At 43.3% G+C, this 19,074-nt stretch carries 16 protein-coding genes; 11 read left to right on the top strand and 5 right to left on the bottom strand.

The features are described from left to right. Window positions 1-92: 92 nt before the first annotated feature. Window positions 93-1,136 (bottom strand): oxygen-dependent coproporphyrinogen oxidase, encoded by a 1,044-nt coding sequence (hemF, locus tag VB740_RS11590; protein WP_323200150.1) that lies wholly within the window; start codon window positions 1,134-1,136, stop codon window positions 93-95. A gap of 428 nt (window positions 1,137-1,564) precedes the next feature. Between hemF and VB740_RS11585 the strand changes: the two genes are divergently transcribed. Continuing rightward, a complete protein-coding gene (locus VB740_RS11585) occupies window positions 1,565-2,089 on the top strand; it encodes an SRPBCC family protein (RefSeq protein ID WP_323200149.1) in 525 nt (174 codons plus the stop codon). A gap of 40 nt (window positions 2,090-2,129) precedes the next feature. Here the strand turns inward: VB740_RS11585 and VB740_RS11580 are convergent, their stop codons facing one another. Beyond that, window positions 2,130-2,252, bottom strand: coding sequence for a hypothetical protein (locus VB740_RS11580; protein ID WP_323200148.1), 123 nt, complete (start codon window positions 2,250-2,252; stop codon window positions 2,130-2,132). Window positions 2,253-2,376: 124 nt separating this feature from the next. Here VB740_RS11580 and VB740_RS11575 point away from each other — a divergent pair, with 124 nt between their 5' ends. The 8 genes from VB740_RS11575 (at window position 2,377) to VB740_RS11540 (ending at window position 11,759) form a co-directional block, all read left to right on the top strand. After that, window positions 2,377-3,447: an Mrp/NBP35 family ATP-binding protein gene (locus tag VB740_RS11575; protein WP_323200147.1), complete on the top strand. Its 1,071-nt coding sequence runs from the start codon at window positions 2,377-2,379 to the stop codon at window positions 3,445-3,447. A gap of 274 nt (window positions 3,448-3,721) precedes the next feature. After that, window positions 3,722-5,035, top strand: a complete 1,314-nt coding sequence (gene rodA / locus VB740_RS11570; RefSeq protein ID WP_323200146.1) for a rod shape-determining protein RodA — start codon at window positions 3,722-3,724, stop codon at window positions 5,033-5,035. Window positions 5,036-5,192: 157 nt separating this feature from the next. Next, on the top strand, window positions 5,193-5,390 hold the full coding sequence (locus tag VB740_RS11565; RefSeq protein WP_094351697.1) for an NAD(P)H dehydrogenase subunit NdhS: 198 nt from the start codon (window positions 5,193-5,195) through the stop codon (window positions 5,388-5,390). Between the two features lie 78 nt (window positions 5,391-5,468). Beyond that, the gene (locus VB740_RS11560) at window positions 5,469-6,125 is read left to right on the top strand and encodes an HAS-barrel domain-containing protein (protein WP_323200145.1); all 657 of its coding nucleotides are present in this window, start codon (window positions 5,469-5,471) and stop codon (window positions 6,123-6,125) included. Window positions 6,126-6,270: 145 nt separating this feature from the next. After that, window positions 6,271-8,409, top strand: coding sequence for a cation:proton antiporter (locus VB740_RS11555; protein ID WP_323200144.1), 2,139 nt, complete (start codon window positions 6,271-6,273; stop codon window positions 8,407-8,409). A 198-nt stretch (window positions 8,410-8,607) separates the two neighbouring features. Next, on the top strand, window positions 8,608-8,769 hold the full coding sequence (locus VB740_RS11550; RefSeq protein WP_323200143.1) for a hypothetical protein: 162 nt from the start codon (window positions 8,608-8,610) through the stop codon (window positions 8,767-8,769). A 544-nt stretch (window positions 8,770-9,313) separates the two neighbouring features. Beyond that, window positions 9,314-10,264: a UDP-glucuronic acid decarboxylase family protein gene (locus tag VB740_RS11545; protein ID WP_323200142.1), complete on the top strand. Its 951-nt coding sequence runs from the start codon at window positions 9,314-9,316 to the stop codon at window positions 10,262-10,264. 103 nt (window positions 10,265-10,367) lie between these two features. Beyond that, window positions 10,368-11,759 (top strand): UDP-glucose/GDP-mannose dehydrogenase family protein, encoded by a 1,392-nt coding sequence (locus VB740_RS11540; protein WP_323200141.1) that lies wholly within the window; start codon window positions 10,368-10,370, stop codon window positions 11,757-11,759. A 363-nt stretch (window positions 11,760-12,122) separates the two neighbouring features. Here VB740_RS11540 and VB740_RS11535 read toward each other — a convergent pair whose 3' ends face one another. Continuing rightward, window positions 12,123-12,917, bottom strand: a complete 795-nt coding sequence (locus tag VB740_RS11535; protein ID WP_323200151.1) for a DUF2993 domain-containing protein — start codon at window positions 12,915-12,917, stop codon at window positions 12,123-12,125. Between the two features lie 572 nt (window positions 12,918-13,489). On the opposite strand from VB740_RS11535, the gene VB740_RS11530 reads away from it, so the two are divergent. Together VB740_RS11530 and VB740_RS11525 are read left to right on the top strand one after the other, a co-directional pair. Further along, complete coding sequence (locus tag VB740_RS11530) at window positions 13,490-15,502, top strand: cytochrome-c peroxidase (RefSeq protein ID WP_323200140.1); 2,013 nt, start codon at window positions 13,490-13,492, stop codon at window positions 15,500-15,502. 338 nt (window positions 15,503-15,840) lie between these two features. After that, window positions 15,841-17,301 carry a hypothetical protein gene (locus tag VB740_RS11525; RefSeq protein WP_323200139.1) on the top strand — a complete coding sequence of 487 codons (1,461 nt, stop codon included), beginning with the start codon at window positions 15,841-15,843 and terminating at the stop codon, window positions 17,299-17,301. 86 nt (window positions 17,302-17,387) lie between these two features. Here the strand turns inward: VB740_RS11525 and VB740_RS11520 are convergent, their stop codons facing one another. Together VB740_RS11520 and VB740_RS11515 are read right to left on the bottom strand one after the other, a co-directional pair. Beyond that, window positions 17,388-17,606, bottom strand: a complete 219-nt coding sequence (locus tag VB740_RS11520; RefSeq protein ID WP_323200138.1) for a type II toxin-antitoxin system HicB family antitoxin — start codon at window positions 17,604-17,606, stop codon at window positions 17,388-17,390. Between the two features lie 54 nt (window positions 17,607-17,660). After that, window positions 17,661-18,911, bottom strand: coding sequence for a competence/damage-inducible protein A (locus tag VB740_RS11515; RefSeq protein WP_323200137.1), 1,251 nt, complete (start codon window positions 18,909-18,911; stop codon window positions 17,661-17,663). Between the last annotated feature and the right edge of the window lie 163 nt (window positions 18,912-19,074).

Genomic DNA, 19,074 nt, shown 5'->3' with positions numbered 1-19,074 from the left:
GGAGAATTATTGAACAAGTTTCTTCCTTGTCTTTTCCCAATGCCCAATGCCCAATCCCCAATCCCCAATCCCCAATCCCCAATCCCCAGTTCCTATTGAGCTGGTGTCCAGTTGACCCAATCTTGAGGCTTAAGAAAGGTTTCATACAACTCGGCTTCTGGGGAATTGGGTTCCGGTTGATAGCCGTATTCCCAACGCACTAAGGGTGGTAAGGACATAAGAATTGATTCAGTGCGTCCGTTGGTTTGCAGACCAAAAATAGTGCCTCGGTCATAAACCAAGTTAAATTCTACATACCGTCCCCGGCGGTAGAGTTGAAAATTCCGTTGGCGATCGCCATACTCCATCCCATTTCGCCGTTCTACAATTGGTACGTAGGCTGGTAAAAATGCTCTGCCACAATCTTGCACAAAGGCAAACAAATCTTCCCAATTGCGGGTTTCTGGTGTTCCCACCTGGTTGCTATAAGTAGCCGCTTCTCCATTGGGATTTGGGCCGCGATATAAACCACCCTGACCATCTTGGTAATCAAAAAACAGACCACCTACACCCCGTGTCTCATCACGATGCTTGAGGTAAAAATATTCGTCACACCACCGCTTAAACACTGGGTAATACTCTGGGTGGTGTTGGTCGCAAGCCTGTTTTAATGTTTTGTGTAAATGTGCTGCATCTTCGGCAAAGGGGTAATAAGGTGTCAAGTCAAGACCACCACCAAACCACCACACTGGCCCCGCTTCAAAGTAGCGATAATTTAGATGAACTGTGGGCACGTAAGGATTGTGAGGATGTAATACCATTGAAGTGCCCGTGGCATAAAAGCCATGCCCTGCTGCTTCTGGGCGTTGGGCTAAAATTGAGGCCGGCAAATGGGAACCCCAAACTTCAGAAAAATTTACACCTGCTTGTTCAAATATTGCACCTTCTCGTAGCACACGCGATCGCCCTCCACCCCCTTCTGGGCGTTCCCAACTATCTTCATGAAACTTACCCACACCATCTAGTTTTGCCAATGATTCGGTAATTTCGTCTTGCAGCTGTTTCATAAACTGACTGACTCTAGTCTGAGCGTCAGTCCCTGGCAAAGACTTCGATGATTCTGCTGATACAGTTGGTGTTTGCGAGTTGGTCAACATAGATTCCCGAACCTAAATTACAATTTCCAGAAAGCCACAAATTTCTTATCTTAAAATTTGGGGGAAACACGTGCCAACAATCAAGCTTTATTTGCCCAACCCGCTTTTTCTTACTGGTTAAGCATTTATGCGATTGATGGGCATCACTAGAGTTATTTTCCCTCAAATGCGTATAGGCTTGTATATTGACTGAGTTTTTTTTGAAATTCTTAATTGAAATATTCTGGTATAAATACTAGATTTTAGTCGTAACCTTGAATTATCAAGGGTTTGGCTGTCCTGCTCAAAACTTCTTTGCCATATTATGCCGAATCAAGGCTTGATATGTTTAGGGCATTTTTGAGAAAGTTTTAATTTAGGATCTGAGCGTAGTTGCCCACAATACCAGAGTTACCAGAAAGTGTCTAGCGAGGAGGAGGATTAGGAGAATGCAAGATTGGTTATCCAAATTCATCCACCGTAAACGTCGTCGGTTTTGCGCTTCTCTGGTGCGGACATATCGAGAGATTAGTTCTGCTTCTGTAGATGAGCTGTGGCAAAAAGTCGCTGACTTAACGGATGTTTCCTGGCATCCACTACTTAAGAGTACTAACGTGCCCTACGGATTAGTACCCAAACCAGGATTAATTTTTCATGCTGTAACACGCTTTTCGCCGATTCCTATCCGTATTTTTGTGGAACGGGTCAATCATGGAGAGATGCTGAGTATCCGAGTGTTGGCGATTCCTGGCATAGAGGAACGGGTGACTTATCAAGTAGAGTCAACGGTTTGTGGTACTTGTCTGTCTTATTCTGTAACGTTACGGGGTTGGTTATCGCCCTTGATTTGGTCATTATCCCGTCCTTATGCAGATCGCGTAGCACGGTCTTTAGTAGAGGCAGTAGAAAAGACAGCATTACCAACGGTATCTGGTAAGAAAAAATCTCTTAATGACAGTTGTTTTGATTTTTAGGTAAAGGGGATTGGGCAGGGGCATTGGGCATTGGGCATGGTTATTCTCCTTGTCCCTCTGCTCCCCCTGCCTCCCCTGCCTCCCCTGCTCCCAGCAAGAGCTGCCCCTCTGCTTCTTTGCTATGCCCAAAGAAAGTTAAGATTCTATTAGGTAATAATGCCATTTACTAAGTTTTATTACGGCAGTAACAGTGAAAACACTAAGCTGAACTTGCTTAAGAAAGCATCCAGTTAATAGCTAAGATGTTCTCCCCAACTGTATTTATTCATTTTGAATTTTGAATTTTTATGTACGATGTCCTCGATTCTCGCTCTGTCTTAGAAGTGTTGCGACCAGTGGAAGACCCAGAACTCCGCAAAAGTCTGGTGGAACTGAATATGATTCGTAACGTGAAAATTGACGGTGGCAAGGTTAGTTTTACATTGGTGTTAACTACTCCCGCCTGTCCTTTACGTGAATTTATTGTTGAAGACTGTCAGAAAGCTGTTAAAAAGTTACCAGGCGTTACAGATGTCAGCATAGAAGTGACAGCAGAAACACCGCAACAAAAAAGTTTACCTGACCGTACTGGTATTTCTGGGGTGAAAAATATTATTGCTGTTTCCAGTGGCAAAGGTGGCGTTGGTAAAAGCACGGTGGCAGTGAATGTAGCAGTGGCTCTAGCTCAAACTGGCGCAAAAGTCGGCTTGCTAGATGCTGATATTTACGGCCCCAATGACCCCACCATGCTGGGTCTGGCTGATGCCCAAATTGTAGTGCGTTCCACCGAAACAGGTGACATCCTAGAACCTGCTTTTAATCACGGCGTCAAATTGGTTTCAATGGGCTTTTTGATTGACCGAGATCAGCCAGTAATTTGGCGGGGACCAATGCTCAATGGTGTAATTCGCCAGTTTCTTTATCAAGTGCAATGGGGAGAACTGGATTATTTGATTGTAGATATGCCACCGGGAACCGGAGACGCTCAGTTAACTTTAACCCAAGCAGTGCCGATGGCAGGGGCAGTAATTGTCACCACGCCGCAAAACGTAGCCCTGTTAGATTCTCGCAAAGGATTGCGGATGTTCCAGCAGATGAATGTCCCGGTATTGGGGATTGTGGAAAATATGAGCTATTTTATCCCCCCCGATCAACCAGATAAGCAGTATGACATCTTTGGTTCCGGTGGTGGCTCTAAAACAGCTACTGAATTGGGAGTGCCATTATTGGGATGCGTGCCGTTAGAGATTTCCACACGAGTTGGTGGTGACAGTGGTGTGCCGATAGTTGTTGGTGATCCAGATTCAGCTTCAGCAAAAGCATTAACAGCGATCGCTCTTACCATTGCTGGTAAAGTATCAGTTGCTGCTTTAACATAATTAATTTTAGTTACAATCTTCTTCCTGGGCTATAGCTTGGGAATACTAGGGACTGGGGATTGGGGACAAGGGAGATGGGGGAGCAGGGGGAGCAGGGGAGGCAGGGGAAGCAGGGGAAGCAGGGGAAGCAGGGGGACAAAGAGAATAACCATGCCCAATGCCCAATGCCCAATGCCCAATTCCCAATACTTCGACTACGCTCAGTACAAGTGCCCAATCCCCAATCCCCAATCCCCAATCCCCAATAATTAAAGCTAAAGTCTAAACTGGCACAATGTTGTTAAAACGATCACTCCCCAAAATTCGCTGGAAGTCTTGGGTTAAGCCCTGGCAGCATGTAGATTGGCTACTATTTTGTTTGCCAATTGCTGTCAGCATCTTTGGTGGCATCATGATCCTCAGTACGGAACTGAAGCAGCCAGTAACTGACTGGTGGTGGCACTGGATGGTAGCGGGTATCGGCGTGCTTATCGCTCTGTTTTTATCTCGTATCCGTTATGAAATCTTGATGCAGTGGCACTGGGTAACTTATGCAATAACGAACTTCAGCTTAATCATAGTGATGATTGCTGGTAGTAGCGCCAAAGGGGCACAGCGGTGGATTCCTATTGCTGGTTTCAATGTCCAACCCTCAGAATTTGCCAAAGTCGGCATGATCATCACCTTAGCAGCTTTGCTACATAGGCGTACAGCTTCTACCCTAGAGGGTGTTTTCCGCATTTTGGCAATCACCGCTATACCTTGGGGACTAATATTTTTACAGCCAGATTTAGCAACATCAATGGTATTTGGTGCGATCGTCTTAGGAATGCTTTACTGGGCAAATGCTAACCCAGGCTGGTTAATTCTGATGATTTCTCCTGTGGTTGCCGCCATTTTGTTTAGTATATCTTGGCCTTTATCAGAGCCGATAGTTTTATTCAAAGAACTATCTTTTGGCCCATTAGGAATAGCTTGGTCATTTGCGATGGCTATTGTGGGCTGGCAAACTCTTCCCTGGCGTCGATTTGGTTTAGGTACTATCGGTGCTTGGACTCTCAATATACTGGGTGGTGAATTAGGAGTCTTCGGTTGGAACCATATTTTGAAAGAGTACCAAAAAGATCGGTTAACTGTATTCATGAACCCCGACCACGATCCACTCGGTGCTGGATATCACTTAATCCAATCTCGCATTGCTATTGGTGCTGGTGAAATTTGGGGATGGGGCTTGTTCAAGGGACCAATGACGCAACTGAATTTCGTACCTGAACAGCATACAGACTTTATTTTCTCCGCAGTGGGCGAAGAATTCGGTTTTGTTGGTTGTTTGGTAGTGCTGTTTGCCTTCTGCTTAATTTGCTTCCGTCTACTGCATGTTGCTCAAAACGCTAAAGATAACTTTGGTTCCTTGTTGGCGATTGGCGTTTTGTCCATGATTGTGTTTCAGTTGATTGTGAACGTTGGTATGACAGTTGGTTTAGCACCTGTGGCAGGAATTCCCCTACCTTGGATGAGTTACGGGCGTTCTGCTATGCTGACCAACTTCATTGCTTTGGGAATAGTAGAATCAGTAGCAAATTTTCGACAAAGGCAGAAGTATTATTGATTCGTCATTAGTCATTGGTGAGCCAGCGCGGTCTTGGGGGTTTCCCCCATGAGTGACTGGCGAACCCGTAAGGGTCATTAGTCATTTGCAAGAATCAAGGACAAATGACTAATGACAAGTATTAAGCTATTAAAAGGAAACAAGCGAGGCTAAAAACATGATTCTGCCTGGAGCAACTGTTCGCGTCAAGAATCCCGCAGATACCTATTATCGCTACGAAGGACTCGTGCAAAGGGTAAGTGATGGCAAAGTAGCCGTATTATTTGAAGGTGGTAACTGGGATAAATTAGTTACCTTCCGCCTGAGCGAATTGGAACTCGTAGAAACCACTGCCGGACGTAAAAAAGCCAAATAAATTAGTCATTAGTCATTAGTCCGTTGTCATTTGGCAAAAACTAATGACTAATGACCAATGACCAATGACTAAATTACTATGCGCCTCCCCCTACCACAGTTTGCTACTGGCGATCGCCATCCCAACCACATTGCGGAGGTGATAGAAACTACCAGCACTGAGTTTTTAGCTCAGTGTTTGGAACCAGAAGATTTGAGCTTTCCTTCTATGCCACCCTTTGGTAGTTGGGTCTGTTCTGTAGATGAAGAATCGGGAAATCAAGTTTATGCTGTGGTGTATTATGCCACAACTATGCCGATAGATTCCGTACACAGGGCCAGAGCTTTGGGATTGTCATTGCAAGACTTACGTGAAGAACAACCCCAGATATTTGCCATGCTCAGAACAGAATTTCGAGCTGCGATCGTGGGATTTGAACTATCTTCGCAAAATCAAAGTTATAACGAAAGAGTATATCAGTATTTACCACCCCGTCCCCCGCAAATTCATCAAGCTGTTTATCGATGTGAACCAGAGGCTATCATTAAATTTACTGAAGAACTAGATTTTTTGCGGACACTCCTTTGTATTAACGGTGCGCCAGTAGAGTCTTTGACCGCAGCGGCGATTCGAGATGTATATCAGTTACGCAAAGCTGATCGAGAATGGCTAATTAAAGCTGGACGTAGCCTGAGCGTGCTACTTAAAGACGACTACGATCGCTTGCGGTTCATTTTGAGTCAAATCCATCCGTAGGTAGTTAGTTCTTAGACAATTGCCTAGTTAATGTAAGTTAAGATTTTTGGTTTCTCGTCAGGTGGCTTCTCCATTTATTTATATCGATTAAGCGATCGCCCGCAAGGTAATCGCAGTTTTACCATAGCCCCTTCAATTCCTACCTATGGAACTCCTATCACAAGTTCTTGTTCTGGAACCAACTTCCCAAGTTCTTGGCAAAGAACCAATTGTTCCCTTTGCTATTTTGCTGGTGGTCATCTTAGTTATACCTATTATGTTTGAGCGGCTAAGATTACCAGGATTAGTGGGTTTGGTTTTTTCAGGGCTAGTACTTGGGCCTTCAGGCTGGCATTTATTTCAGTCTGACTCGCCGATGATTAACCTGCTCTCAGACATTGGGTTAATTTACTTGCTGTTTGTCGTAGGGCTAGAAGTTGATCTAAAACAGTTTCGCCAGCAAAAAAGTCGCGCCTTTGGGTTTGCTAGTTTGACTTTCACTCTACCCCTGGTGATGGGAACCTTAGTAGGGCTGATTTTAGGTTATAGCTGCAATACTTCAATCTTAATTGGCTCTTTATTCGCTTCCTATACCCTTTTGGCATATCCCGTAATCAGTCGTTTGGGAGTGGTCAACAATAAAGCTGTTACCGTCACCATTGGAGCTAAGATTTTTACAGACATTGGTGTGGTACTTATATTAGCCATTTGTGTAGCTGTTGCTGATGCTGGAGTATTCAGCTTTGCTAAACTTCTTACCTTGTCGGGTTGGGTAATAATTTACTCTGTTGCCGTTGTCACAGGTTTTGACTGGGCAGGCAAAGAATTTTTCAAGCGGTCTGGAGACGACGAAGGAAACAAGTTTTTGTTTGTGTTGCTTTCTGTGTTTTTGGCGGCTGTGGGCGCTCAATTGATTGGGATAGAAAGAATTGTTGGTGCTTTTTTAGCGGGTTTGGCGGTGAATGAAGCTGTAGGTGAAGGCCCAGTCAAAGAAAAGGTGGTATTTATTGGCAGTGTGCTATTTATTCCTATTTTCTTTGTTGACCTTGGCTTACTGATCGATCTACCCGCCTTTGTAAATAACCTGGACACGCTCAAGTTAACGCTGTTGATGATAATCGGTTTAATTGGCAGTAAATTGATTGCAGCTTTGTTTACAAAACTGGTTTACCGCTACAACTGGCAAGAAATGCTAACCATGTGGTCGCTATCACTTCCCCAGGTTGGTACAACGTTAGCAGCAACGTTAGTGGGATATCGGGCTGGGTTGCTGCCGCTAGAAGTATTACACAGCATCATTGTCTTAATGGTTGTCACTTCAACCTTGGGGCCGTTGATGACTAGTAGAATAGCTGTTGGTTTGAATTCCTCACCAGCCGAAGATCCAGCGCCACCCCTACCTGACCAAAACGCACCAGAGAAAGATAGTGCTTTTACTATAGTCGTACCTGTCTATAATCCTCATACTGAGCAGTATTTGATTGAAATGGCGGCGTTGTTAGCGCGTCAGTCTAAAAGTAAAATTATACCCCTGGCGATCGCTACTGCTGCTGCTCACATGGATGCACCGCAGTTAGAAGCGTCTATAGAAAGAAGTGAGCGGTTATTAACCAAAGCCACGGTACACAGTCGAGCATTGGGCGTAACCGCAGAACCAATGCTGCGGATTGATGATGCTTTTGCTCAAGGAATTAGCAGAGCCGCTCGTGAACAAAAGGCTAATTTAATTGTTATGGGTTGGGGTAAACGGACTGGGTTACGAGCGCGTATATTTGGAAATGTGATTGATGGTGTGCTTTGGGCATCCCATTGTCCAGTAGCGGTGACACGTCTAGTAGAATCACCGAAAAAAATTCAGCGCATCTTAGTACCAGTAGAAAATTTAACATCACCTACATTACAGCCTGTACAATTTGCTCAGATGCTGGCAGAGGCAAATCAGAGTCATATCACTGTGCTGAATGTGTGCGATCGCCGCACTAGTTCCAGCAAAATTGCTTGGAGGCGATCGCATCTCTCACTACTGATATCTAATTTAGCTTTGGCCAATGCCCCAGAAATTCAAATTATCGCTCATGAGAATGTTGCCCAAGCAATTTTGCAGGCAGCACGATTATATGATCTAGTCGTTTTACCTTGTATACGCAATCGTACCAGCCCTGGAGGGTTAGCCATTAGTGATGTCACAACTCAGTTAGCTAGGCAACTCACCTGCTCCATTGTCATGCTTGGAGAACCGCAACGCACTCAAACTACAAATGTAGTTATGTCTAACACTGTTACTAGCATTACATCTCCTGTATGATATGAAGCATAGTTCAGTCTACTCACGTGGACTTAGGCTGCATTGGTGTAGTCTGCTGGAGGCATCGCATTGACAAAAATCTTTGCAACAAATGAATCACCTATAGAGGAATACAGATGTCATTGGTGTCAACTTAACATAAAAGTCATGTCCTGCAAGGAACTTCAATTCCTTGCTAATAGAAAAAGTTATCAAGATATGACTAAGATATACTCAAAAATCAGCGTTGCTGAATTAAAGTATGAATCTGGATGTAGAGACGTAGCAGTGCTACGTCTCTACAAGGATTTTGGTATTATGCAAAATCATTCTCATACATGGAATCAACAACGCCCAAAAATCTTTAGTCTATTGAAGTAGACTAAGGCTTGTAGCCTGGAACTAAAGTTCAAGGCGGGTGAGTCAGCAAATAGTTAAGCTATTTCTCTTGCTTTTGTTGACAGGTATGTACAGATGTACGCCCCTATAAACGTATATATTCATAGCAGGAATTTATTGAAATAATATGAGTCTCTGCACTTAGATACAGGGTGAGATGTTGGTAAATTCGACAATTTGACTATTGCAAAAATATGCATAATGGTAAGACCTTGAAATGCAAAAAGGCCTACCTATTTCTGCATTCAAATAAAAATTCTAGTAACCGTAAAAACACTTTATATTGTTGAAGATTTGATGAACTTTAGGTGGAATACTGACAATTTTTGTAATTTTAATAGTTTAATTATTATTAAGTAAGCAAGTAAAAATTTAATAAGACTAGAACCATAGAAAAATACGTAAATTCAACAACACTTTTTGATTTGACTTTGTTCTTTTTCATTTTGTATTTTTGCCCCCAAGCTGGGTAATCTAAAAGTAAGTGCAATAGCTACTGAAAATATTTGCAAGTAACTGGGAAACTATGAGAATTTTGGTGACGGGCGGTGCTGGGTTTATTGGTTCCCATCTCATCGACCGACTAATGACTGATGGGCATGAATTAATATGCTTGGATAATTTTTACACTGGTCACAAACGGAACATCCTTAAATGGTTAGGCCATCCGTACTTTGAACTGATCCGCCACGATATTACCGAACCAATCCGGTTAGAAGTGGATCAAATTTATCATCTAGCTTGTCCTGCTTCACCAGTACATTACCAGTACAACCCAGTTAAAACCGTTAAAACTAACGTGATGGGAACACTCAATATGTTGGGGCTGGCTAAACGTGTGAAAGCTAGGTTTTTCTTGGCTTCAACAAGTGAAGTCTATGGTGATCCAGAAGTTCATCCCCAAACTGAAGAGTATCGGGGTAGCGTCAATCCCATTGGGATACGTTCATGCTACGACGAAGGTAAAAGAATTGCTGAGACTCTAGCATTTGATTACTATAGGCAAAATAAAGTTGATATTCGAGTTGTTCGGATATTTAACACCTACGGGCCGAGAATGTTAGAAAACGATGGCCGGGTAGTGAGCAACTTTATCGTTCAAGCCTTGCGGGGTAATCCTTTAACCGTATACGGTGATGGTTCGCAAACTCGTAGTTTCTGCTACGTTTCCGATTTAGTGGAAGGATTCATCCGCCTGATGAATAGCGACTACATTGGTCCAATGAACCTGGGTAATCCTGGCGAATATACGATTTTACAATTGGCACAAGCTGTACAAAATATGATTAACCCGGACGCGCAGATTAAATTCGAGGCACTACCTTCGGACGATCCCCGCCGTCGCCAGCCTGATATTACAAAGGCAAAAACTTGGTTAAATTGGGAACCGACTATTCCTCTGCAAGAGGGGTTAAAACTAACAATAGAAGATTTTCGCGATCGCATTCAAAGCGATGTCAATAATTCAACAACCTGAGTTACGCCTAGCGTGCTTAGTGGCTGAGTTTACTGCCAGTGTTTAAGTGTCATATTGATACTTCTTTTTGAAAACTAACCCCAAAAAAGTGAGGAGTTAAAAAATGCGTGTTTGCGTGATTGGTACTGGTTACGTTGGTTTAGTTACAGGTGCCTGCTTGGCTTATATTGGACATGATGTAATTTGCGTAGACAACAACGAAGAAAAAGTTAAGTTGATGAAGTCTGGGCAATCTCCAATTTTTGAGCCGGGACTTTCAGACATTATCCAGTCTGCCATTCAAACAGAGAAAATTCATTTTACTAGCGATCTCGCTGCTGGAGTTGCCCACGGAGAAGTTCTGTTTATTGCTGTAGGAACACCACCTTTACCGACTGGTGAAAGTGATACTCGTTATGTTGAAGCTGTAGCCCGTGGGATTGGAGAAAATCTCAACGGTGGTTATAAAGTCATCGTAAATAAATCTACAGTACCTATTGGCTCAGGTGACTGGGTGCGGATGCTTGTTCTAGATGGTGTTGCTGAACGGCAGAAAACATTAGTACCCGCAGGTGGGGTGCCGAGTGATGATAAATTACCTGAGGTTGTAGCCGAGTTTGATGTAGTAAGCAATCCAGAGTTTTTGCGCGAAGGTTCGGCAGTTTACGACACCTTCAACCCCGATCGCATTGTACTAGGAGGCAATAGTCAAAGAGCTGTAGCCTTAATGCGACAACTTTATGCCCCAATTGTGGAACGCAAGTACGCAGAAGATCAATCTTTACCTCCTGTGCCAATTCTGGCAACAGACCTAAGTTCAGCGGAGATGATTAAATACGCCGCTAATGCCTTTTTAGCCACTAAGATTAGTTTTATCAACGAAGTTGCTAATATTTGCGATCGCGTCGGTGCTGATGTTACCCAAGTAGCTAAAGGTATTGGTCTAGACTCCCGCATTGGTAACAAGTTTTTACAAGCTGGTATTGGTTGGGGTGGTTCTTGTTTTCCCAAAGATGTCTCCGCTCTGATTCACACTGCTGATGACTATGGTTATGAAGCCCAGCTAATGAAAGCTGCTGTCAGTGTCAACGAACGTCAGCGGTTGATTGCTTTAGAAAAACTCCAGCAAGTTCTGAAAATTCTCAAAGGCAAAACAATTGGACTACTCGGACTCACCTTCAAGCCCGATACCGACGACTTGCGCGACGCCCCAGCACTCATCCTAATTGAGCAGCTAAACCGACTAGGAGCCAAAGTCAAAGCCTACGACCCAATTATTTCCCAAACAGGTATGCGTCATGGGCTTTCTGGCGTGCTAGTAGAAACTGATGCCGAAAGACTAGCTGACGGCTGCGATGCTTTAGTGCTCGTCACTGAATGGAAGCAGTTCAGCACTCTCGACTATGCGAAAATGGCAAAATTGATGTATCACCCCGTTATCATCGACGGTCGTAACTTCCTCGACCCCGAAGCAATGATACGGGCTGGCTTCCAATATGTAGGAGTGGGAAGATAGAGAGTTAGGAGTTAGGAATAATTTCTAACTCCCTTCAAAATAAAGATTTAAACTACCGCCTAGAGTGAATCTAGGCGGTATTTAATTTGTTTAAAACTTCACGCAAAGCTGCTCAGAAAAACTTTAGCGTGAATTCGATAAACTTCTCCCAGCTTTGAACTAAAGTTCAAGTCTATTCCTCTCCAATGGGCAAGAGGGGTGATTTTGCCTAGTAAAACCTCTTAGTAGTCTTTTTTTAGGGCTAATTTAGATGGACACTATATGATTCGTCGAACTCCTAACTAGATTGTTTCTCTTAAGGCATAACGAATGGCGTTCGTTGGAAGCTGATGTTACTTTGTATTTTTACGTGATAATTTATTCTCAAGCGCTATTTGGAATACGCTCAATTTCAGCATATCCACTGAAAATAAGTTTTTGACCTTCAGTTTCTAATCGATTAAGCCGCATTTTCACTCCATCGAGGTCAAAACGATCCAAATCGACCATATTATCTAAAATTTCTACCAGCGCCACGCTCAAGGTTTGCGAGATTTCCCGTTGTGCTTCTGGCACTTGATCAAGTTGAATTTTTGGATCTTTGAAAGAAACTCGCCGCCGCCTTTCAATGCCTATAGCTAGGATCATGCTCAGGGGTACAAGTTCGCCATTATTTAAATCTGCTTTTGCTGCAAGCTGTAAGCGATTTTCTGGCAATAGCTTTACCTGAACTTCCGTAAAGGAAACTGGTTCACCGCCAGATAATTCTGTCAGTGATGGTACGGTGAGGTTAAGTAAACGCTTTTTCACCAGTTCCGCATTAAAGGCTTGGTTTATGCCTGCTTCTGATAAAATTACTTGAGCGATCGCTTGAGTAGGCTGCTTGAGACTAAGTTTGCCACTTAAAACCGAGCCGAAGTCAATGGCAACCGCATCAGTTTCAAAAGACATCTCCTCTACCGCGAAATCTCTCCGAATCACCAAGCCACGACCGCTCATTTTGAAGCTATCAATGCTGCCTTGCAACAGTTTGCTGGAGGGGTAGCAGCGCACAAAGACTTCTACTGACTCGCTTTGGGTAAACAGGTGGCGAATCGTTTGGCTGGCGACCGTGTTGAGCATCCGCTCTCCCCAATCTGTGCCTTTAGGATTTTGTAAACCAGTAAGTCCGCCGAACATGTGGTTTTTAGTCTCTAGAAGTTCTTTGTACTTTTGTAACAAACTGTGAAGAATACAGCAAGCGATCCCGTGATTAATTGTGCTGATGGATAGGCGTAGGATTGCTAATGTTTGACAACTAAGTGTGTCATATATTACCAGTGTGACTTATGCAGGGAGAACATCGCAGCATTTATGACAATAGCAATCATACGCTGAAGTTTTATGGGGTAAAGGGTTCAGGGTCAACACCTTATCCATAAACCCCAAGCTCGACTTTTTTCCAATCTGCGTAGGCGCAGGCCGTCGTAGACATCGCTTGCCCAACAAAATATATCGTTTAAGCATTCTGAATCAGCCTTTTTTAACACCATTCGTTTCAGACTATATGATGTTAAAAATAATAATTTCTCTACAATATTACATAATCTTTACCTAATCTTCTCACAATCCATAGAGAATCACATTACTGTGGCGTGGTATTTTGCATATAGTTACAATGCATCATTAGTACGTTAATACTACCTAAAGTATGGCCGAGTCTTCCGGAGTCAGCCTCAACTTTATGGTTTCTATACGTATCGCGAGGTCTTATGATACGCTCAAATACCACATTAGCAATATTAATCGTGCTAATTTCGATGCTTTTTTGGATTTATTTAAGGTATAAAACCAGAATAGTATCAAGATATTTACGCCCTCTGGCAATTTTCGTCATAGTTTCTCTGGTAACCGCTGGTGGAGGTATCGTATCCGCGCAAATAGCACCGAATCCAGCTCCCTTAAATAACATAACCAGTTTACCACCGGTTACACCTGGAGACCCTACTCCAGGGAAGCCACCACTCCTGACAGCAGTGGCTCAACCAAGTAATCTCGGAGAATTTGTTGACGACCAAAAAGCCCTACTCAAGTTAGGAAAAGCCCTATTCTGGGATATGCAGCTTGGTAGTGATGGCATTCAGTCCTGTGCTAGTTGTCACTTTCATGCAGGAGCTGATAACAGATCAAAGAATCAAATCAGTCCTGGTGTTTTGGCATCATTGAAAGATAGAACTTTCCAAGTAGGTGGTGGTGCAAACTATCAACTCACGGCGGCAGATTTTCCATTTCACAAACTGGCAGATCCTAATAATCGAAACAGTAGAGTTATTTATGACACTAACGATGTCGCCTCATCCCAAGGTGTGTTTAATAGTGTTCTTAATAAAGTTGTTCCGGGTCAAGCAGTGGATTCGACTACATCTAAGCCAGATCCAGACGGCTTTCAAGTCAATGGAATTAATGTACGTCGAGTTGCGCCGCGTAATACCCCAACGGTAATTAATGCAATCTTCAACAAACTCCAGTTTTGGGATGGTCGCGCCAAGGAAACCTTTAATGGAGTGAATCCAAAAGGAGCTACAGACCTTAGTGCTAGAGTTTACAAAGCTACAAAACCAAAGCAACTAACTGCTGTTTCCGTTTCGCTCAACAATTCCTCTTTAGCTTCCCTAGTAACCGGACCACTACTGAGTCCATTTGAGACATCTGCTGATGGTCGTACCTTACCTCAAGTCGGCGCTAAGTTTCTGAGAAAAAAAGGTCAGAAGATCAAAAGCCTCAGACCCTTAGGTAAACAACTTGTACATAAGCAAGACAGTGTTTTAGGATCTGACAGTCGATTTCCTCGGCCCGGTCTGAAAATCGCATCTTATGATCAGCTGATTCGGAAAGCTTTTAAGAAGGAATGGTGGAAGTCAAAGTCAATCATTCAAGTTGACAGTAATGGAACACCAACAATCCTCCCCAAAAATGATAATGGAAATGAGAGTGAGGAAGGACAGACTTTACCTGCAAATCAGTTTTCGCTTAGAGATTGGAACTTCTCCTTATTCTCTGGGTTAGCAGTGCAAAAGTATATGTCTACTCTTGTGTCTGACAAGACACCTTTTGATAAATTTCAAGCGGGAAATATCAATGCTCTCACCGCTCAGGAAAAAAGCGGTCTGACTGTATTTGTCAATAATGGGGCTAATGGTGGCGGTAGTTGTAACTTCTGCCATACGATTCCAGAATTCACCACCGCTTCGGTGAGAAGAACCGCAGGAGTAGCTTCAACTGATTCAACTGATCCGCTCATTAATAATCCAACTAACGGCTTCTTCCCTAACTACGGTATCAGACCTGCCTCAGATGACCCAGGAGCCGGAAATTCTACCAAATCACTGTTCAAAGCACCTGCACTCCGTAACATCGGCTTGACAGCTCCATATATGCATAACGGTGGGATGGCAACCCTGGAGCAAGTAGTAGACTTTTACAATCGTGGTGGAGGTGACGACGGCGGCCCTGGTGCACCACCGTTGAACTTAAGCAATGCTAAAAAAGCTGATTTGGTCGCTTTCTTAAAAAACGGGCTTACCGATCAGCGGGTCCTCCTTGAACAAGCACCCTTTGACCATCCGCAATTGTTCATCCCCAATGGACATCCCGGCAATCAACGTTCAGTGACTTCCAGTGGGAATACTAATGGAACTCCTACTGCGACAGATCAGCTAGTGGAAATACCTGCGGTTGGTCGTAATGGTGTCCCTACTCCCAAGCCAAATTTCTTAGGACTTTGAACTTGAAACCATCAAGATTACTTGAAACTATAAGTATCACTGTCAAACAAGTTATTTTGGAGTAAACATAGAAGCAGCGATCGCACTTATTTAAAAGGTAAGTAAAATAAGTGCGATCGCTGGCTTAAAAATTGTATTCCTAACCCCAATTTTTAACTAAAGTTGTGCTTTTTTAACAACCTGTGAAGAATACAGCAAGCTATACCATGATTGATTGTGTTGATAGATAGGCATGGCATGGCTGATGATTATAAGGTAACTGTATTACATGTTACTTGTGAGTTAGTAGTGGGAATAATTGAACTAGGTTATCAGTAAAATTCTCACTATTACTAAGTATGATACAGCTAAACATTCTAGAGCTTGCCAAGCAGGGTGATACAAATGCGATTAACACTCTAATAAGTCAGTGGTTAAATTTACCCAGAATTACGCCAAAAACTAGTTTCAAACAAAACTGTCTACAGATAATGCTGGAATCATTTGAAGTTCCAGTACAACAGTTAGTAGTCCCGCTTATTTCTGATGGATTAATTAATTTAGGTATTCAATCTTTTAATAATGTCAAAATATACGGTAGAGTAACAGGCGAGGATTTTCCAGATTGGCAACAAGAGTTTGAGTTAAAAGTACAGCTAATTACACCTTCATCGATAGCTCAAGCAAAAGTTGATATTGTATCCTCCAATGCCATTACAACAACAGATGGTCAATCATCACTACAAAAACCATCTTTTTTAGGATCATTTTTTGGAGCAGTGTCAGGAACAGCAGGAGCAGTAGGGAGTGCTGCTGTTCAAGTTGGACAAGCTGTTGCAGGGGCGGCTGTAGGTATTGGTGGTGCAGTTGGGGGTGCAGCTTTACAAGCAACGCAAATAGTAGGACAGGCACTAGCAATTGTTGGCAATAATCCTCAATTGCAAATAGCAATAAAATCTCTAAATCAAGATTGGTTAAATCCTTTAATTCAACAGGTTGATTTAGTTAAAGCCGAGGCTGCCGTTAGAAAGCTACAGCAAGAACATCCAAATGAAGAACCAGCACAAATTGCCCATCATCTTATGCTGGAAAAAGCTGTTTTAGCAGGAGGAACAGGGCTTGCTAGTAGTTTTGCACCAGGACAAGCGGCTGCAATGTTTATGGTGGATTGGGCTGCTACATCTGCATTATCAGTGGAGTTAGTTTATCAAATTGCTGCTGCCTATGGAATGAATTTAAATGATTCCGAGCGCAGAGGAGAGGCAGTAGCAATTTTTGGTTTAGGGCTGGGTGGAAAAACAGCAATCAAAGCAGGTTTGGGTTTACTACGAAATCTACCAGTAGCGGGAGCCGTCATTGGTGCTAGTTCAAATGCAGTAATGATATACGCATTAGGTTATGCGGCTTGTCAGTTTTATGAAGCAAAGCAGAATCCATTAACTTTAGAGGCAACATTAGTAGATGCTCAGGTAGAGAGCGAAAAATTTATTGAAGCTGCTATTTCCCAAGAAAAGATTATGGATCAGATTTTGGTTCATATTGTCTTAGCAGGTAATCCAGATAAATCTTGGGAAGATATTTTACCAGAATTACAAGCTGCCAATCTTAGCCCTGCCTCAATCGATGCGATTGCTTCTCATATCAAATCTCCACCATCTTTAGAAACTTTACTTGAGCAAATTAATAGCGATTTTGCCGTACCTTTACTAGCGCAATGTCAAAAAGTTGCTCATCTAGATGGGGTAATTACACCAGCAGAAGCTAAGGTTATAGATTCTATTAACAAAAAGTTAAAGTGTGATTGGGCTGCAATCAAATAACCTGAATATTGGTGTTAAGATTTTTTACCCAAGGCGAAGGCGATCGCAATCTCCACATAAAAGTGCGATCGCCTCTTTGCTAATAATCATGAGGCTACCTGGTAAATTGCAGGACGATATGGCTCAGGAATTAGTTTTCCCTCCTTTTTCGCAGCATCTAACCATGCTTCTTTTGCTTTCAAAACTTCATGAAGTGCTTCTTCTTCAGTTAAACCAAATGCTGAACAGTATTTCAGATCAGGAATATCAGCAATATAGCCATCATCTTCTTCACTGTAGAAGATATTAATGTGATAGTGCTTCATCCTTCATCCTCCAAAGTAAGTGCATATTTTTCAATCAAGGCATCGCACCCTTTCCTACCTCGTCAACAATTTCCGCCGCAGATTATCTAACGCTGCATTCGCGCTGACATGACGAATTAGAGCGCGTCCTCGCACTGTACCAAACTGATACTCAAAACTTGTCACTTCATCCTTTGGCCCAGCTAAACCAATGTAAACTAAACCCACCGGCTTTGTATCTGTCCCTCCAGTTGGGCCAGCAATACCAGTAATACTCAATCCCCAAGTTGTTGCAAGGCGAGTTTTTACCCCAACAGCCATTTGCTCTGCAACGATCGCACTTACCGCCCCAAATTTATCTAAATCTTCCTGGTTAACCCCCAGCAGCCCAACCTTCACGGAATTATCATAAGAAATTACTCCACCCCAAAAGTAATCAGAACTCCCAGTAATCTCAGTCAACATTTGCCCTAAACCACCACCAGTACAAGATTCTGCCACCGAAAGCGTTTCTTTCGATGCCCGCAATAACTGGCCAACCACGGAAGCAAGAGTATCATTATTAACGCCGTAAAAATCTAGTCCGGCAATTTCTTTAAGTTGTTTTTCAATGGGCGCAATTAGGTCTTCTGCGGCTACTTCTGAAGTGGCTTTAGCACAGACTCGCAATCTTACTTCCCCCTTACCTGCATAAGGGGCTACTGTGGGATTTGGCAACTTCAAATAGGAAGAAACTTTTTCCGCTAAAGCAGATTCACCAATACCCCAAAACTTTAAACTCCGGCTGTAAATAATTTCTTTACCCCAACCTTGATTTTTGAGAAATGGCACAGCTGTTTCTTCCCACATCAGGTGCATTTCACTGGGAACACCGGGAAAGGTAAAAATCGTGATTTCAGGACGGGGTTGCCAAATAATACCGGGTGCTGTTCCGCTGGGGTTGGGAAGAATATCTGCACCTTGGGGAATCAAAGCTTGCTTGCGGTTGCTTGGTGACATAACCCGACCACGTTGGGCGAATTTCTGGGTTATGTCTTCGATAATTTTTGGGTGTTCTACCAACGGGACTTTAAAAAAATCGGCGATCGTTTCGCAGGTGAGGTCATCTGGTGTTGGGCCGAGTCCACCAGTAAAAATGAGAATTTGCGCTCTGGAAATAGCAATTTCTATAACTTGCTTCAACCGTTCTGGATTATCCCCAACCACTGTTTGATAGTAGTGGGGAATTCCTAGCTGCGCTAATTGTTGCGCCAAAAATTGAGCGTTGCCGTTGAGGATATCTCCTAGCAGCAGTTCAGTACCAACACAAATAATTTCTGCACTCATTGGATTGGGGAAGGGGAGTAGGGAGTGGGGAGTGGGGGCAGGGGGAGCAGGGGGAGCAGGGGAGCAGGGGAAGCAGGGGGAGCAGGGGAGCAGGGGAAGCAGGGGAGCAGGGGAGCAGGGGAGCAGGGGAGCCGAGGAGAAGTTGCAGTAAGTTTTTCAGTTT

Source organism: Nostoc sp. UHCC 0251 (assembly GCF_034932245.1).
In the GTDB taxonomy this organism is placed as follows: Bacteria; Cyanobacteriota; Cyanobacteriia; order Cyanobacteriales; family Nostocaceae; genus Nostoc.
Note: the sequence above shows the minus strand (reverse complement) of the source record. Positions and strands in the feature narration are given on the sequence as shown.

Coding starts and splice junctions, on each gene's coding strand:
- hemF (WP_323200150.1), bottom strand. CDS start 1,136: ATGTTGACCAACTCGCAAACACCAACTGTATCAGCAGAATCATCGAAG.
- VB740_RS11585 (WP_323200149.1), top strand. CDS start 1,565: ATGCAAGATTGGTTATCCAAATTCATCCACCGTAAACGTCGTCGGTTT.
- VB740_RS11580 (WP_323200148.1), bottom strand. CDS start 2,252: ATGGCATTATTACCTAATAGAATCTTAACTTTCTTTGGGCATAGCAAA.
- VB740_RS11575 (WP_323200147.1), top strand. CDS start 2,377: ATGTACGATGTCCTCGATTCTCGCTCTGTCTTAGAAGTGTTGCGACCA.
- rodA (WP_323200146.1), top strand. CDS start 3,722: ATGTTGTTAAAACGATCACTCCCCAAAATTCGCTGGAAGTCTTGGGTT.
- VB740_RS11565 (WP_094351697.1), top strand. CDS start 5,193: ATGATTCTGCCTGGAGCAACTGTTCGCGTCAAGAATCCCGCAGATACC.
- VB740_RS11560 (WP_323200145.1), top strand. CDS start 5,469: ATGCGCCTCCCCCTACCACAGTTTGCTACTGGCGATCGCCATCCCAAC.
- VB740_RS11555 (WP_323200144.1), top strand. CDS start 6,271: ATGGAACTCCTATCACAAGTTCTTGTTCTGGAACCAACTTCCCAAGTT.
- VB740_RS11550 (WP_323200143.1), top strand. CDS start 8,608: ATGACTAAGATATACTCAAAAATCAGCGTTGCTGAATTAAAGTATGAA.
- VB740_RS11545 (WP_323200142.1), top strand. CDS start 9,314: ATGAGAATTTTGGTGACGGGCGGTGCTGGGTTTATTGGTTCCCATCTC.
- VB740_RS11540 (WP_323200141.1), top strand. CDS start 10,368: ATGCGTGTTTGCGTGATTGGTACTGGTTACGTTGGTTTAGTTACAGGT.
- VB740_RS11535 (WP_323200151.1), bottom strand. CDS start 12,917: ATGTTCGGCGGACTTACTGGTTTACAAAATCCTAAAGGCACAGATTGG.
- VB740_RS11530 (WP_323200140.1), top strand. CDS start 13,490: ATGATACGCTCAAATACCACATTAGCAATATTAATCGTGCTAATTTCG.
- VB740_RS11525 (WP_323200139.1), top strand. CDS start 15,841: ATGATACAGCTAAACATTCTAGAGCTTGCCAAGCAGGGTGATACAAAT.
- VB740_RS11520 (WP_323200138.1), bottom strand. CDS start 17,606: ATGAAGCACTATCACATTAATATCTTCTACAGTGAAGAAGATGATGGC.
- VB740_RS11515 (WP_323200137.1), bottom strand. CDS start 18,911: ATGAGTGCAGAAATTATTTGTGTTGGTACTGAACTGCTGCTAGGAGAT.